The sequence below is a fragment of the Paenibacillus sp. ICGEB2008 genome (assembly GCF_000307675.1).
Classification (GTDB): Bacteria; Bacillota; Bacilli; order Paenibacillales; family Paenibacillaceae; genus Paenibacillus; species Paenibacillus polymyxa.
Window position 1 is genome coordinate 164,068 of the sequence record NZ_AMQU01000008.1, and the last position, 14,857, is coordinate 178,924.

A 14,857-nucleotide genomic window follows, 5' to 3' on the forward strand; every position below is an offset into this window, starting at 1 on the left:
TATCATACTTTGTGTACCAGTATTTGTTAATATAATAAAAGTTACATACTAAAATTTTTGTCGAATTTTTAAATAATTCAATAGAGACCTTCTTTTTCCAATCAAAGTGCATATATAAAAATGAAAACGTTAACAATCATAGGAAATGGAAATTGTATATATGATTATATGGAGTTATTTCAGTGAATAAAGATAAAATGGTTTTTCTGATAATGTTAACGATTCCAAGTCAAAAAATGATGAAAAATGACAGGAGAATTATGGATTTTTGTAGTATCCTCAGGTACAATGCTTGTAATAAAGCTGAGGAGGAATCGGCATCATGGCAGAGGATTTAGCAAATGTATTGAAGTTGTTGAAGCAAAAAGAGTGGGTGGACTTGTCCCATGCCTTTTATCCTGAAATTCCCCATTTTCCGGTTTTCGATAACGTTCAGGTGGATACCTTGTTTACCCACGACGATGGCTTTTTTGTAAAACAATACTGCTTTCCAGGGCAGTATGGAACTCATATTGACGCTCCCGTTCATTTTGTGAAGGGGAAACGTTATTTACATGAGCTTTCGTTGAAGGAACTGGTTTTACCGCTGGTTGTCATTGACCGTTCAGCAGCCGTTGCAGCCAATTCCGACTATGAGCTTACGGTCGCGGATATTCTGGATTTTGAAAAAGAGCACGGACGTATTGCCGAACAGTCCTTTGCCGCCTTTCGCAGTGATTGGAGCAAGCGCTGGCCTAATCCAGATGCCTTCTCGAACAAGGACAATGCCGGAGATGCACACTGCCCAGGCTGGTCGCTGGATGCGCTGCGCTTTTTGGTAGAAGAACGGAATGTTGCTGCTATCGGGCATGAAACACTGGATACGGACTCATCTGTAGCTTATCGAAAAGCGGGCAAACTGGTAGGGGAATATTACATATTGGAGCAGGATCGATATCAAGTTGAGGTGCTGACAAATTTGGACAAGCTGCCTCCGACGGGCGCAATCATTTATAATATTGTTCCGAGCATTCAGGATTCACCCGGTTTTCCGGTGCGCTCCTTTGCTATTTTGCCTTAATCTTGAGCTTAAAAGACCGACTCAGATATCGACATCTGAATCGGTCTTTTTCTAGCATATACGGGGTAGTGTACAGCGTGAATGACCATTCAGTCCGGCTTGGTTCAAAATCATTGAAACGCCTTATGTGATAATCGTTACAGTAGGGGCCGAGATGGTAGGCTGAGTGGTGATAGTAGAGGTTGTACCGCTAAAATCTGCTATTTCTATAACAACCGGGACACCGGGTGTAATATCTACGGAGGCAATGACCAGACTTGCTGTGGAGAGGGTGAATAAGGAGCTCTGCTGAATGACTCCGTTAATATAATAATTAGAAGAATCTGTGGCTGTTAATGCCGGTAAAGCAACCACGGGAGCATCGGCGTCATCTACGAAGCTGGCAGCAGGAACAGTTGTTTCTGTTGCTCCGATCATCCCGGCTGTAATGGTTGCAAAAAAACGGGTAGTTGCTGGGGTTATGGTCGTGGTTATAGCACCCCCCGTTGACACTGGAGCCGTGGCTACTGCTGTAAATACAGGTTTTATGATTGGCATAGTTCTCATCTCCTTTCTTTACTGGTATGTGGTATGAGCCATTCGCTGGCTCTTAATCAATAAATGATTTTTCAACCTATTCGGAAACGGCATATGAACCTTTCTATTAATAATAGGGTAAATGGAGAAGGCCCTATTTTACTGCACAAAAAATGAAAGCGAATACTTGAAATCTGCATATTACAAATGCCTAAGACTCTAATGAGAGATGTGCATACAATATATAAGCATGAGAGGAGGAGGTGTATACGGCTGGTATGAGGAGACGCGATGCATCACTAAGAAGGCAAGGAAAGAGAACAGTACATTGCAAGATCAACAAACGAAAAAAGTGTAAGCCCAGGTATCCATTCAAAGGTAAAACAAAAACGGGGTTGCATGCCCAAAAGCATCCAAAGCTAATTATTATACAACGTCGCTTCAGAAATACTCCTGCTAAACGGAAGAGGATGGAGCATACAGGAAAGCAAGGTATGCCCTGTTCAGCAGGTCTTCCAGGTGAAGCCGGGGTGCCAGGAACGCCAGGAGTGCCAGGAGTGCCGGGAGTGCCAGGAGTACCAGGAATACAGGGCCCTGCAGGAACACAGGGAGCACCGGGAGTGCCCGGTCCAACTGGAGCTCAAGGTAGTGCAGGCGCAACAGGTGCACCCGGTCCTACCGGAGCACAGGGCGTAACCGGTCCTACTGGAGCCCAAGGTATAACGGGTCCAACCGGTCCGGCACCTGACATCTCCAATATTGAAATTGTCCCTATGGCTGAGCGGTATTTTTATTTTACTCCTGATCTGATTGAATCTTCAGTCACGATTATGGCGGATCAATTTTCTGTAGATGGTGTGCAAGGAGCTTCTCAGAGGTTTCATGTCGGAAGCAATAGTTATGCTAATCTGTATATTAACGGAATGTTACAAGAAAGAACGTTGTTCAGCTTGACACCTTCATCGCTGACGATTCACCTCGGCGAAGGGGAGACAATTTCCTCCGGCACACCTATTATTGTGGAAATTGTTCAATTTAGTGTGCGATACAGTGCATGACATCGCTCGCGATAAATACTTCAAGTGATGGGCATTATTTTAAAACCAAAAATGGTTATAGGGTGCAGGTCCTTCAATACGAACACCGAGTTGTTCGGCTGCCTGTCTGGGCCAGAATGGATTACGCAGCAGTGCCCGGCCTACCGCAACCAGATCCGCCCGACCATTACGCAAAATTTCCTTGGCTTGAATACCGTGAGTAATCAAGCCTACGGCTGCGGTAGCTATACCAGCAGTCTGACGAAATTCAATGACATCTATTCCAGCTTGCGAAGCCCGTACAGCGGCATCTCTGAAGGCAAGCACAAGATTATGGATTTCTTCTAAAGACAGTGCGGAGGTCGCCCGTTCGCGGTGAGGCAAACCAGAGGCGGATACAGCTGTTTCTTGAGGCAACGAGCCCTTGCGTCCGACATGCCAAAGCTGGAGACCGACTTTAGAGCCTTGGTCATGAATGGCTTGCACCACTTTTTGCAGCGGGGAAATGTGCTCGTCGCTCCATATGCCAAGGCTGCCTGAATCTTTTCCCTGCTGGGTGACTGCATGCACTTCAAGCATGATTAGCCCCACTTGTCCTAGCGCCCGAGCGCCGTAATGCAGCGTATGCCAACCGGTTGCTTTTCCGTCTTCTGCCGCTGAGACGGTACCCATGGGAGACATCATAATCCGATTTTTTAGCTCTACATCGCGTATTTGAAGTGGTTGAAACAGTAAGCTCTATTGGGTTCACTCCTTTTTATTAACGATTCTAACGCCCGCCTTATTTCGGTTACATATGTATTTTATAGGAATAAAATGAGGCAATACACGTATCATTTAACATATTCATGAACATTCACTTATAAAAACATGGTATTTTAGGTTTATTACAATGGATTTTAAATTAAGCACTTAGACAGGATGAGCATGCATAAATATGACTTGCGTTTTAGTTAGTTTTCACTTACTATAATTTTATGAACAAGAAAACACATGTAGACAGCAAAAAGAAAGATATTCTGCAGGCAGCGATGTGCTTATTTGCAACCAAAGGGATTGACGGGATTTCAGTCAAAGAAATTGGAGAGGCTGCCGGTGTGACGGATGCCGCGATTTATAAGCATTTTAAGAGTAAAGATGCAATGGCCTTGGAGGTATTCGGGCAATATTGTAATAGCTACACCACCTTAATTGACTTCTATCGCAAGCAGAGTGGGAGCTTCGTCAGCCGTTTCCATCAACTGGTGGATGAAGTGCTGAATATGCATGATGAGGACCAGTATGGATTGCTTCTACTATCACAGCATCATGAGCTGTATGTTGAAGCAAGCCAGAGCCAGAATGTGCGTCAGCCGCTGGAGGCGTTGACTGAATTCATCGAACAGGGGATTCAACAAGGTGAACTGCCGAAGCAGGATGTTCAGCTATCCGGTGTGCTCATCATTGGAGCCATTACACGCTTGTCCGTGTCCAGCCTGGAAGGGGAACTTCCACAGCTACTGGCTCCATTGGCAGCAGAGGTCAAACAACGTTTAACTGCTTTATTAAGTAAAGGTCAGTAATGACCTTTTCTTTTTAAATATAAAGTTAGTGTTTTCTAACTAAAGTCATAATATGAAGGTAGGAAGTGGCTTATATGTCTAAAAAAATATTGGTGATTCAAGGGAATCCGGTCGATGGTAGTTATGGAGAAGCGCTGGCTCAATCCTATGTAAAAGGAGCGAAGGCTGCAGGAGCAGAGGTTCGTTTGTTGCAGCTATCCGCGTTGGACTTTAATCCAAATCTATTAGGTGGATATCGTAATAAATTGCCGTTGGAACCTGATTTGATCCAAGCACAGGAGTCGATTAAATGGGCAGAACATCTCGTTTTTGTCTTTCCAATCTGGTGGGGCAGCTTGCCTGCATTAATGAAAGGATTCATTGACCGTACCTTTATGCCGGGGTTTGCGTTTAAGTATCAAAAAGGAAAACCCCTGCCTGACAAGCTTCTAAAAGGAAGAACAGCCCGCCTCATTACAACGATGGACGGTCCGCACTGGTACTATCGATTTTTCCAGGGACAGCCTGGGCACCGGATGATGAAGGATTCCACGTTACATTTATGCGGTGTCAAGCCAGTGCGTTCTACGACCATTGATCTTATGAATAAGAGGACAGATCAACAGCGTAACGAATGGCTGAGCAAGGTTGAGCAGCTAGGACGAAGCATGAGCTAGGTTTTCGCCATCTCAATAGCAAACACGCTGATCCATTAACATATAGAGGACATTCGGAAAATTACATTCTAAGAGGATAGAAATGAGGCACAGAAAAATGGAACCAATCATAAATCATGAATGGGATCTAGATGAAAAAGAAGCGGTGAAATTACAGCAGGAGTTATCTTTAAAAGTTACAAAAGAAGATCGATTCCCTGAAATTCAATATGTTGCTGGGGTAGACGTGGCATACAGTGAACAAAGTGATCTCTTAGTTGCGGCCATCGTGATTTTAGATGCTAGCTCATTACAAGTAGTGGAATCCATAGTGGTTGAAGATGCTGTCTATTTTCCCTACATCCCCGGATTGTTTTCATTCAGGGAGCTGCCGCCTATAGTAAAAGCATTGAAGCAAATCAAGACCTCTCCCCAGCTGGTGGTCTGTGATGGACAAGGAATTGCCCATCCTAGACGATTCGGATTAGCCAGTCATTTAGGTGTTATATTTGATATTCCTACAATTGGATGTGGTAAAACGAGGCTATGGGGTGAATTCGAAGAGCCATCTCGAGAACGAGGGGCATGTTCGTTATTAATGGATCATGAGGAGATTATCGGCGGGGCGTTAAGAACCCAGGACAACATTAAACCTTTGTTTGTATCTGTAGGGCATCGTATTTCATTAGAAACGGCCTGCAACTGGATATTAAAGCTTTGTCCACAATATCGCTTACCTGAGACCACTCGACAAGCTGATCAGCTTGTGAGAAAAGCTTTATCACAAATAAACCAGGGGAGTATCTGATCATAATCGCTCTACATAAGGGAAAACACCACAGTGGAGCAACTAGCTCGCATTGTGGTGTTTGGAATAGCTCATGTTTTGCAATCCACGTTATATAAATATCGATGCAACGATTAAAATAAATCCGATCGCTAGACCGGCAGGGCCCCAATAATGCATAGGGATAAAAAACAGACTGTGCTGGGTCCCCATTCGATAGCGTTGTCCTGTTTCCATATCAACGAGCACCTTGTCCGAGTCGGCGTTAAGTGCTTTACCCAAATACCAGATAATAACTCCCGACACAATGAACACAAAAGCCATCGGCAGCCGGGAATCTATGGAGTCAAGCCCAAGAGCGGATACTAAACTGCCGACAATAACGAATAAAATTCCTGGAATAATGATATTTAAAATACCAAAGCCCTTCCAAATAATCACATGAAAACTTCCTTCCTAATTATGTTTACGTTCATGGTGAGTCTCTCGTCGAAATGATTTTCACATCCAACATATGTATTTATCGGTTAAAAGAGAGATTTAGTTTACAATATGACCCATTCATTAGGGAATTTACAATGTGTAAAACTGGAAAATGGAAAAAGCCGTTTCTCCACCTTTTCGTAGTCCCAGCACAAGCTGGACTGAAGGAGGAAAAATCGGCTTTTAATAAATGGATTGAAGTTCTGTGCCTATTCGGCGCTTGCTTTCGCTTGCTCTGCTATGAAATTTACAGGCTTCATAATCCGGCTCAGCATGTCCTGCTTCGGACGATTCCAGGTAACCCAGTCATCTAGCAGCAGACCGCCTGTGTCGCCGCTATTCGGATTCAGGGACCAATACGTAAAGTACAGGTTGTTGGCACCAATATAGTCTACGAGTGCATTTTGCCATTTACCCTCAGGGGAAGACGAATCGACATTGCGACCGCCGAATTCACCAACCAGCACTGGAGCTATGTTTTGCTTACTGATGTAGCCCCAGGTTTGATCCCAAATTGCTGGCAGGTTGGACGGGAAGGTCGAGTCGTTGAACCATGGCTGCGAAGACACACCAGGACCATAGTCATGTGGTGAATATACGACACGGTTCGGCACGTCCAGTACGACAGGATAATTAGCCACACCTGTCAGGTTGCCGCCCCACCAATATTGGCTGTTGTTGCCTTGTACATTATGGTCCACACCTTCTACGAGAATCAGCCAATTTGGATTCACGGACAGAATGGCATTCCCTGCACGCTGCGCCGCGAGACGCCAGTCTGTGGAGACATCGCCTGTTCCCCAGCTTGCCTGACCGTGTGGCTCGTTGTGTAAATCTGCACCGATGACGGTAGGATTGTTTTTATAACGTTCAGCTAACATCTTCCAGTCGCTGATCCAGCGGGACTCAGGATACTGAGAGGTATACCATAGCTCGGATTGTCCACCTGAGCCTGGGCGGTGACGGTCAAGGATAATCTGAATACCGCGTTGTCCAGCTTTTTCGATCAGCTTGTCCATAATTTGAATCGGAGTCAATCCGACCAGATCAGGATTTTTGTAGTAATCAATACTGTCAGCACGGGAGCTGGAATCAAATAACTGATTGCTGTAAGGCAGACGGATGAGATTATAGCCTTCCTTTTTCACCTGATCCAGCATGTCGTCCATTGAGCGGCTCCACAGTCCATGCAAGGTGTAATTAGGGGTTTCCAGGCCGAACCAGTTCAGACCGTTAAATGCGGCCTCTTTCCCGGATTCATCTACAATCTTGTTTCCTTGGGTGTGATAATATCCTTTCACGCTGGCTGCATCTGCCGAAGGTGGAGTGTACCCATACAGTGTAAGGCCCATAACGAGGGAGGCAATGACGAAAAATGTTTTTTTGAACCCTTTTTTCTTCATGATTCTTGCTTCCTCCTTTATATAAATGATATTGTAACCGATTACATTTTCATTTTATGTTCAAATCTTCCATCAAACAAGTTCATAAAATTCGTATATTTTTAAGATTTTGTTCGAAATTATTAGATTTGCAACAAGGTATATTTAGGTTAGGAGTCCAGCATTTATGGGGTAGGGGTATATTTATTTGTCTCTTCACTTGATTCTGTTCATGAGCTTTGCCGCTACAGCCGTTATGAAAGGTCTGGGTCTCAGTTCGCTGACTACAATCATCGTTGGTTCTTTGGTCATTGGGAGCTACATGGCGGTGTTTCCTTACCTGCTCCGGAATGCCAGCAAAAATATTATTAAATCGGATGAATATACAATTGCTCATGCTTCCATGACTTCTTACATTCTCGGTACCTATCTAGGAAAAGTTTTAGGCAATCGTGAACATGACACCGAAAATGTAAAAATAAATGACCGCATCAGTTTTTTGCGTGATCCCAATGTGGCAACGACCTTGACGATGCTGGTGCTTTTGTTGGTATCTGCACTGGTTGCTGGTTCTGATTATGTCAGCAAATTATCTGACGGCAAAGAATACCTCGTCTTTATCCTCGAACAATCAGCTATTTTTGCTGCCGGCTTGTATATCGCAAAAGCAGGTGTTAAGCTGTTCACGGCTGAAATTGTACCCGCTTTCAAAGGCTTCTCCCAAGTGTTTGCACCTGGAGCAATCCCTGGGGTAGATGTTCTGGTACTGTTCGACAAATCACCCAATTCCGCGTTGGTAGGCTTCTTGGTCAGCTTTTTCACAGGTGTTGCCTGCGTCTTTCTTTTCCCGCTTATCGGACTGCCTGTTATTGTACCGGGGATCATGGCCTGTTTTCTCGCTGGCGGTGCAGCCGCGATATTTGGCAATTCTAGCGGTGGTTTTAGAGGGGCAGTCATTTCCAGTTGTCTTAATGGATTTTTGCTCTGTCTGCTGCCGGCTCTCACCTTGCCGCTCTTTTCTTTTTTGGGTGCCGAAGGAGTGACATTCGCCGATCCCGACTTTACTACCCTTTCCGGATTACTTTGGCTTATTTTCCGCTGGTTTTAAACTAAACCGATTTATGAATCTTTAAAAAATAACTCATCTTAAATAGATTGGGTTCTAAATGAGGAGGAATGATTCATGTTTTTTAACGACCAAGATATTCTAATGGATACAGTAGACAGTAATACAACCCGGAAAGTGCTGGCACACAGTGACCAGCTTATGTATGTCAAAGTGATGTTTGCTAAAAGCTCAAACTGGGGAGATCCTGTTGCATAAGCATGTCCATGAACAGGTCACTTATGTATTGAAGGGAAGCTTTAAGTTCATAATCGATCATGGCGAAACCAAGGATGTGCAGATTGTTAAAGAAGGAGACAGCATTCATTTTCCATCTGACACTCTTCATGGCTGCATCCCGCTGGAGGATGACGGAATTCTGCTAGATGCATTTACACCAGCACGTGCGGACTTCTTATAAATCTCCTTACTAAGCAAGGCTCTTATTAAATTGGAATCCGCTACATTTCATTCTGATCTTTTTTAGAAGAAGACCTGCAAGTATGTTATATTTAACAAACGGCAATCGTGATAAACAGCAGTGTAGTGATTTTTAGAAAAGGATGAGATTATTTTGGAAAACAACGAAACTCAGCAGGAATTTGCAGAAGTATATGAGCAGCTTAAGGTGGCTGCAAACCGAACCTCCGATTGGAAAGCGCGTCTAGCTGCGGTGAATGATCTGGGTGCATGGAAGAACCAGCAGACAATTGACTTGCTGACGCACCGAATGAATAATGATATGGTATATGCTGTTCAGGAAGCCGCTTACCACAAGCTTCAGGAATGGGGAGAAAACGTACAGCCGCCTGTGCGCAAAGAGGGTGAGCTTGTTAAGGGGCTGACGAAGATTCTGGTGCGGATTAAAAAAAGCCTGCCAGCCGACCATACCTATAACGATTTTCGCGAGAAGCTGCACAAGATGAGAGTTGATATTTATGACGCATATGAAGGTGACAAGGGTGCTGAATTTGATCAGTGGCTGGAGCAAAAATGGGCTTCGTTATCCACAAGATAATGTCTGAACCCTGTCATTGAATGTAATGCTGAGGATTATTATTGGTAATGCAAACGAAGTCTTAACAAGGATAAGGTGTTATCTTTGTTAAGGCTTTTTTAATATACATCGTTATTACGTGTTATTATCAAACGTAATGATTTCAAAGAGTGCTGGTCGTTTTCATTAATCTCTGCTAAAAAGATGCCAACAAAGGGGAACGATGCGCTAGAATAGAAAATAGAAAGCGCTATCATTATCAACTTTTCTGCAATGATTCAGGGGGAGAAGGCTTATGCGTTCAAGGTTCCAACCATTAAACACGTTGCGTAATCAGATTTTTATCGGCTTTATATTGGTGATGCTCATTATGATGAGTGTGGCGGGGGCGTTCATTTACCTCAATGTCTCTCACCTGCTAAAAGACAGCGCCGAGCGGCATATTGGTCAGACCGCAGTGCAAGCAAGCGGCAGACTGGATGCATTAATCGGCCAGATGGACAGCCTGACGGAACAAGTGGCGAATCATCCATCTGTTCAGCATATTTTGCTGGAGGAGCGCAATGGGGGCAAGGTGACTTTCGGCCAGCGTCAATCGCTACTGCAAGTGATGCATAGCTATCAGGCTTATATGCCGAGCGTTGGCTCGCTGGAGCTGTATACCGCCGAAGGGAAGATGTTGTTTCCAATTAGAGAAGGCAGTCTGGAGGACCGTATCGGACAGGCGGACATTCGGGAAGCAAATGAGATGAAAGGCAGGCTGGTCTGGATCGGCATAGATCCTGAAAACCCCCAGTCGCTGCTGGCGATTCGGCAGGTGAGCCTGGTAGATCGCTGGTTTTCACGCGGAGGATATCTGATTACCCGCATGGACCGAAGTTATTTTGGGCTAAATGGTACGTCAGCGACCAATGAAGAAGCAAATGAGACCATGCTGCTTGTAGATCGTGGAGGCGAGTTGCTATCGGGTGAACCTATGAATCAGACTAATTTGTTAGATGTATTGCACAGCAAGACACAGACGGTTCATATTGGAGAGCGCGAGTATGTGAAGGCAGTTCAGCAATCGGAACGGACAGGATGGTCGCTGCTGATCCTCATTCCAGTTAGCGTCGTCACAGACGGAATTACGGTTTTACGGACGACACTTATTATTTCGGCGTCTCTTGGTGCCGTATTGTTCCTGTTCATGTCTTTTATGTTGTCAACATTGATTACCAGACCGATAGGTCACTTGATTCAGGCCATGCGTCGTTCACGGGAAGGGGCATTGGCCCTGAATCCAGAACCGGCAGCAGCGGTTGAACTACGGGAATTAAATGCAGAGTACAACACGATGATTGTCGATATCAATGAATTGATCCATGTCATTTGCGAGAAGGAGGCTTTACAAAGTCAGACCGAGCTTAAAGCACTGCAAGCGCAGATCAACCCGCATTTTCTTTTTAACACGCTGGATGCTTTTAACTGGTCGCTACAGGAGAAGGGAGAGGAAGAACTTGCCGGGCTGATGGTGTCCATGTCGCGGCTGTTTCGTTATGTGATCGAACCGGCTCACCATGACTCTTGGGTGACACTTGGAGAAGAAATAGCCCAAGTCCGTCGTTATTTGGAACTGATGGAGATGCGTCTGGGCGAACGCCTAAGCTGGCAAATTCATATGCCACCAGAGGCAGCAAGAATTCCGCTTCCTAAGCTGCTGATCCAGCCCATTTTAGAAAATGCAATCTTACATGGTGTCGAAAATCGCATCGGCAATGGCCGTGTTGAAATTCGAATCACTCCTTCGGCGAGGTTGGGCTGGACTAAGATCGAGGTTGTAGATAACGGACCTGGAATGACACAGGAGGAACTTGCAGCTGTGCGTACAGCGTTGATGGAGGGATCTGCTTGTCAGAGCAAGGGAACTGGTATGGGACTGGTTAATGTGCAGCGCAGGCTTGCTCTCTATTATGATAGCGCATCTTATCGAACGGACGGCGTGCTGATCCACAGTGCTGTGCAGGAAGGAACTGTGGTCGCTTTTGAAATTCCTGATGAATACGGGGGGCGGTAGGAATGAGTTTTTCATCCAAGACTATTGTTATTGTGGACGATGAACAAAGAACACGTCAGGGGATACATCAGACACTGGAGCAGTGGGCCTCCGGGAAATACCGAATTATGACATCGGGGAATGGCCTGGAGGCATTACATATGCTGCAAGCGGAGAGGGTTCATCTGCTGATTACAGATGTCCGTTTGCCGGAATTCAGCGGGCTGGATTTAATTCGTTCTCTGGAACGGGAGTCATATCGTCCGGCGATCATTGTGATCTCGGGATATGCGGAATTTGATTATGTCCAGCAGGCGCTTCGTCTCGGAGCCGTTAATTACTTGCTCAAGCCGATTGATAAGCAGGAGCTGCTGAATGCGGTAAATGAGGCGCTTCAGCTGGAAGAGGAGCGGCAGCGCTACAAGAAGCTGGACAAGCTGGCTGACCCTGTTCTGCTGGAGCTTGACCTCCAAACGGCTACGCTTAGCGATCCGGTACGGCAAGCCTTCGCCTATATGGCGGAGCATCTACACGAGCCCATTACGATGGCGCAGACTGCGGCGCATTCACACCTGAATGCGAGCTATTTTAGTGTTTTATTTAAGGAGCAAAGTGGTTTGTCCTTCAGCGAATATCTGCACCGGTTGCGGATTCAACGGGCCAAGGAGTTGCTGCTGCATACCCAGTTGACGATTGCCCAGATCGGTGAGCGCTCAGGCTACCGGACAGATAAATATTTTATTAAAGTATTCAAAGCGACCGAGGGGGTAAGTCCCAGCCGCTATAGGCAGCAGATGCGTAAAGGACCGGAGAATATCGACTGACATATAGGCTGCTCACAACCCAATAAAAGTGGAATTATACCCAATGAGCGTACCCTGTTGGAAGCAGGAATAGAGTGCTAAACTTACAAATGATAACGGTTACAAAAAATATAATTACAATAACGGAGGTCTAACGATGTCCAACAAGTATTCAGTTCGTAAGCGCTCACATCGAAAATGGGTTGCTGGGTTGACCCTGCTGCTGTCATTCATGCTAGTGCTGTCCGGTTGTGGTGTTGGTAAGGATGGTCAAGGCGGTTCCAGTGGAGCAGGGGGCAAGGTTACGCTCAAAATGATGCACCTGTGGCCAGAGGGAAGCTCGGCACAGCAAAGCAAGCTTGTAACTCAGATTATAGATCAATACCAAAAGGATCATCCGAATGTCGTCATTCAGCAGGAAGTGCTGGAAAATGAACAATACAAAAACAAACTCAAAGTGCTATCAGCTTCCAATGAATTGCCAGATATCGGTATCACCTGGGCAGCGGGCTTCATGGAGCCTTACGTTAAAGGCGGATTATTTACGCCGATGGATGACCTGCTGCAAGGTTCCAAGCTGAAGGACAAATTCGTACCGGGAACGACCGATGCCTATGCGCTGGATGGCAAAACGTATGCGCTTCCGATCGAATTGAACATAACACCCATTTATTACAACAAAGCCATATTCCAAAAATACAACTTGAAGGTACCTGCGACATTTGATGAATTTAAGCAGGTGGTGAAAACACTCGTAGATCATGGAGTTGCACCGATTGCATTGGGCAATAAAGATCGCTGGACGGGCTCGCTTTGGTACATGTATCTGGCAGACCGTATAGCAGGTAGCGAAACGCTGAAAAAAGCAATTGACGGCTCAGGATCGTTCGATGATCCTGGTTTAATTCAGGCGGCCTCCGAAATTCAGACGCTGGTGGATATGAATGCCTTTAACAAAGGATTTAACGGCTTGTCCAATGATGAAGGAAAATCCGAGTTTATGAACGACAAAGCGGCGATGTATTTGATGGCTACCTGGGAGTTGCCGAATTTTACGACTAATCCCGAAATTCCACAAGCGTTTAAAGATCAAATTGGCTTCTTTAAATTCCCGATGGTTGCAGGCGGCAAGGGCGACGAGAACAGCTGGGTAGGAGGTCCGGGAGTAGGCTTGTTCGTTTCGGAAAATTCCAAAGTGAAAGAAGAAGCCAAAGCATTCGTTGAATACTTCGTAGAAAAATGGGGAGAGCAATCGGTCACACAGGCAGGCGTTATTCCAGCGACAAAAGTGGATACCTCCAAAGAAAAATTGCCCAAGCTGTATGTCGATCTGCTGAATGGGCTGAACGAAGCCAGCAACATTACATTATTCGCTGATGTTCAGATGAAGCCGAATGCGGCACAGGTGCATTTGAATATGATTCAGGCGTTGTTTGGTAAAGCGGTGACACCGCAGCAATTTGCCGACCAGCATAAGGCTGCCATTGAGAAAGGAAATTGAAATTGACCACCTAAGGAGGTCTGACCGTGGAAAAGGTCATGTCCAATAAGCTCGTCATTGCTCTCTATGTGTTGCCTTCCCTGCTGTTGTTATTCGCCGTGATTTATGTGCCCATCGTACTGACCGGCTATTACGGTCTGAATCAGTGGAATGGAATCGGCGCTATGACTTTCGTAGGGCTGGATAACTATCAACATTTGTTCACAGACGCGGCGTTTTGGCAAAGTGCTTGGCATTCGCTGTTGCTGGCCTTGTTTTCAGGTATCAGTCTGATCGGTTATCTGGTCGTTGCGATGATTTTGTCAGGAAAAATCAAGGGAGCGAACCTGCTGCGGAAAATTTATCTGATTCCCATGCTGCTGTCTTCTGTAGCGATCGCTCAATTGTGGCTCAAAATGTATCACCCGACCAACGGAGTGCTGAATTCTTTGCTGGCGTCAGTCGGAGTTCACAACCCACCCGAGTGGTTAGCTAATCCGTCTCTGGTGCTGCTTGCCTTGTTCATTCCGATTATTTGGCAATATGCAGGCTTTTATATCCTGATCTATTATGCCGGACTGAAAAACATTCCCGAAACGCTGATGGAAGCTGCACGGATCGACGGAGCCAGTGCCTGGCAGATTGCAACTCGTATCAAATTGCCTCTGCTGCGCGAGGTAATTAATGTGACGATCATATTGTCGATTGTCGGCTCGCTCAAATATTTTGACCTGATCTACGTCATGACGGACGGTGGGCCAAACGGAGCCAGTGAAGTGATGGCTTCGTACATGTACCACCAGGCGTTCCGCAGCTTCGATTTCGGATATGGTAGCGCTACAGCCTTTGCTTTGCTGCTCATCTGTCTGGTTGCTACGTGGGTGATTCGCAAGGTGACCGCTACTAGTGATACCATCCAGTATTCATAGGACACTCATGCAATTAGATCAGGGGTAACAAAGGACAGGAAGAGGG

Annotated in this window: 17 protein-coding genes; 13 read left to right on the plus strand and 4 right to left on the minus strand. The window is 45.6% G+C overall.

Annotated elements, in window-relative coordinates:
* The first annotated feature begins 322 nt into the window (after positions 1-322).
* Positions 323-1,060 (plus strand): cyclase family protein, encoded by a 738-nt coding sequence (locus tag C400_RS0109480; RefSeq protein WP_017426786.1) that lies wholly within the window; start codon positions 323-325, stop codon positions 1,058-1,060.
* 123 nt (positions 1,061-1,183) lie between these two features.
* Here the strand turns inward: C400_RS0109480 and C400_RS0109485 are convergent, their stop codons facing one another.
* Complete coding sequence (locus C400_RS0109485; RefSeq protein WP_017426787.1) at positions 1,184-1,597, minus strand: DUF4183 domain-containing protein; 414 nt, start codon at positions 1,595-1,597, stop codon at positions 1,184-1,186.
* 449 nt (positions 1,598-2,046) lie between these two features.
* On the opposite strand from C400_RS0109485, the gene C400_RS28420 reads away from it, so the two are divergent.
* On the plus strand, positions 2,047-2,634 hold the full coding sequence (locus tag C400_RS28420) for a DUF4183 domain-containing protein (protein ID WP_017426788.1): 588 nt from the start codon (positions 2,047-2,049) through the stop codon (positions 2,632-2,634).
* A gap of 39 nt (positions 2,635-2,673) precedes the next feature.
* Here C400_RS28420 and C400_RS0109495 read toward each other — a convergent pair whose 3' ends face one another.
* Positions 2,674-3,345: an oxidoreductase gene (locus C400_RS0109495; RefSeq protein WP_081338582.1), complete on the minus strand. Its 672-nt coding sequence runs from the start codon at positions 3,343-3,345 to the stop codon at positions 2,674-2,676.
* Positions 3,346-3,590: 245 nt separating this feature from the next.
* On the opposite strand from C400_RS0109495, the gene C400_RS0109500 reads away from it, so the two are divergent.
* The 3 genes from C400_RS0109500 to nfi all read left to right on the plus strand — a co-directional run bounded on the left by C400_RS0109500 (position 3,591) and on the right by nfi (position 5,618).
* Positions 3,591-4,175, plus strand: coding sequence for a TetR/AcrR family transcriptional regulator (locus C400_RS0109500; RefSeq protein WP_019688249.1), 585 nt, complete (start codon positions 3,591-3,593; stop codon positions 4,173-4,175).
* 74 nt (positions 4,176-4,249) lie between these two features.
* Positions 4,250-4,831 (plus strand): NAD(P)H-dependent oxidoreductase, encoded by a 582-nt coding sequence (locus C400_RS0109505; RefSeq protein ID WP_017426791.1) that lies wholly within the window; start codon positions 4,250-4,252, stop codon positions 4,829-4,831.
* An 82-nt stretch (positions 4,832-4,913) separates the two neighbouring features.
* On the plus strand, positions 4,914-5,618 hold the full coding sequence (gene nfi, locus C400_RS0109510; RefSeq protein ID WP_017426792.1) for a deoxyribonuclease V: 705 nt from the start codon (positions 4,914-4,916) through the stop codon (positions 5,616-5,618).
* Positions 5,619-5,708: 90 nt separating this feature from the next.
* On the opposite strand, the gene C400_RS0109515 is transcribed toward nfi, so the two are convergent.
* Both C400_RS0109515 and C400_RS0109520 read right to left on the minus strand, forming a co-directional pair.
* Entirely contained in the window at positions 5,709-6,038 is a 330-nt protein-coding gene (locus C400_RS0109515; protein WP_013372497.1) for a hypothetical protein, read from the minus strand.
* A 251-nt stretch (positions 6,039-6,289) separates the two neighbouring features.
* On the minus strand, positions 6,290-7,483 hold the full coding sequence (locus tag C400_RS0109520) for a glycoside hydrolase family 5 protein (RefSeq protein ID WP_017426793.1): 1,194 nt from the start codon (positions 7,481-7,483) through the stop codon (positions 6,290-6,292).
* A 187-nt stretch (positions 7,484-7,670) separates the two neighbouring features.
* Between C400_RS0109520 and C400_RS26170 the strand changes: the two genes are divergently transcribed.
* From C400_RS26170 to C400_RS0109555, 8 genes are all read left to right on the plus strand, one after another.
* A complete protein-coding gene (locus C400_RS26170) occupies positions 7,671-8,570 on the plus strand; it encodes a PTS transporter subunit IIC (protein WP_017426794.1) in 900 nt (299 codons plus the stop codon).
* Between the two features lie 75 nt (positions 8,571-8,645).
* Positions 8,646-8,786, plus strand: a complete 141-nt coding sequence (locus tag C400_RS27620; protein ID WP_017426795.1) for a hypothetical protein — start codon at positions 8,646-8,648, stop codon at positions 8,784-8,786.
* Complete coding sequence (locus C400_RS27625) at positions 8,779-8,988, plus strand: cupin domain-containing protein (protein ID WP_017426796.1); 210 nt, start codon at positions 8,779-8,781, stop codon at positions 8,986-8,988. The genes C400_RS27620 and C400_RS27625 overlap by 8 nt, the downstream gene beginning before the upstream one ends.
* A 153-nt stretch (positions 8,989-9,141) precedes the next feature.
* Positions 9,142-9,585, plus strand: a complete 444-nt coding sequence (locus C400_RS0109535; RefSeq protein ID WP_016821892.1) for a HEAT repeat domain-containing protein — start codon at positions 9,142-9,144, stop codon at positions 9,583-9,585.
* A gap of 274 nt (positions 9,586-9,859) precedes the next feature.
* The gene (locus C400_RS0109540) at positions 9,860-11,620 is read left to right on the plus strand and encodes a cache domain-containing sensor histidine kinase (RefSeq protein ID WP_017426797.1); all 1,761 of its coding nucleotides are present in this window, start codon (positions 9,860-9,862) and stop codon (positions 11,618-11,620) included.
* Between the two features lie 2 nt (positions 11,621-11,622).
* Entirely contained in the window at positions 11,623-12,423 is an 801-nt protein-coding gene (locus C400_RS0109545) for a response regulator (RefSeq protein WP_017426798.1), read from the plus strand.
* A 136-nt stretch (positions 12,424-12,559) separates the two neighbouring features.
* Positions 12,560-13,903 carry an extracellular solute-binding protein gene (locus tag C400_RS0109550; protein WP_017426799.1) on the plus strand — a complete coding sequence of 448 codons (1,344 nt, stop codon included), beginning with the start codon at positions 12,560-12,562 and terminating at the stop codon, positions 13,901-13,903.
* A gap of 26 nt (positions 13,904-13,929) precedes the next feature.
* Positions 13,930-14,811, plus strand: coding sequence for a carbohydrate ABC transporter permease (locus C400_RS0109555; RefSeq protein WP_017426800.1), 882 nt, complete (start codon positions 13,930-13,932; stop codon positions 14,809-14,811).
* Positions 14,812-14,857 lie beyond the last annotated feature (46 nt).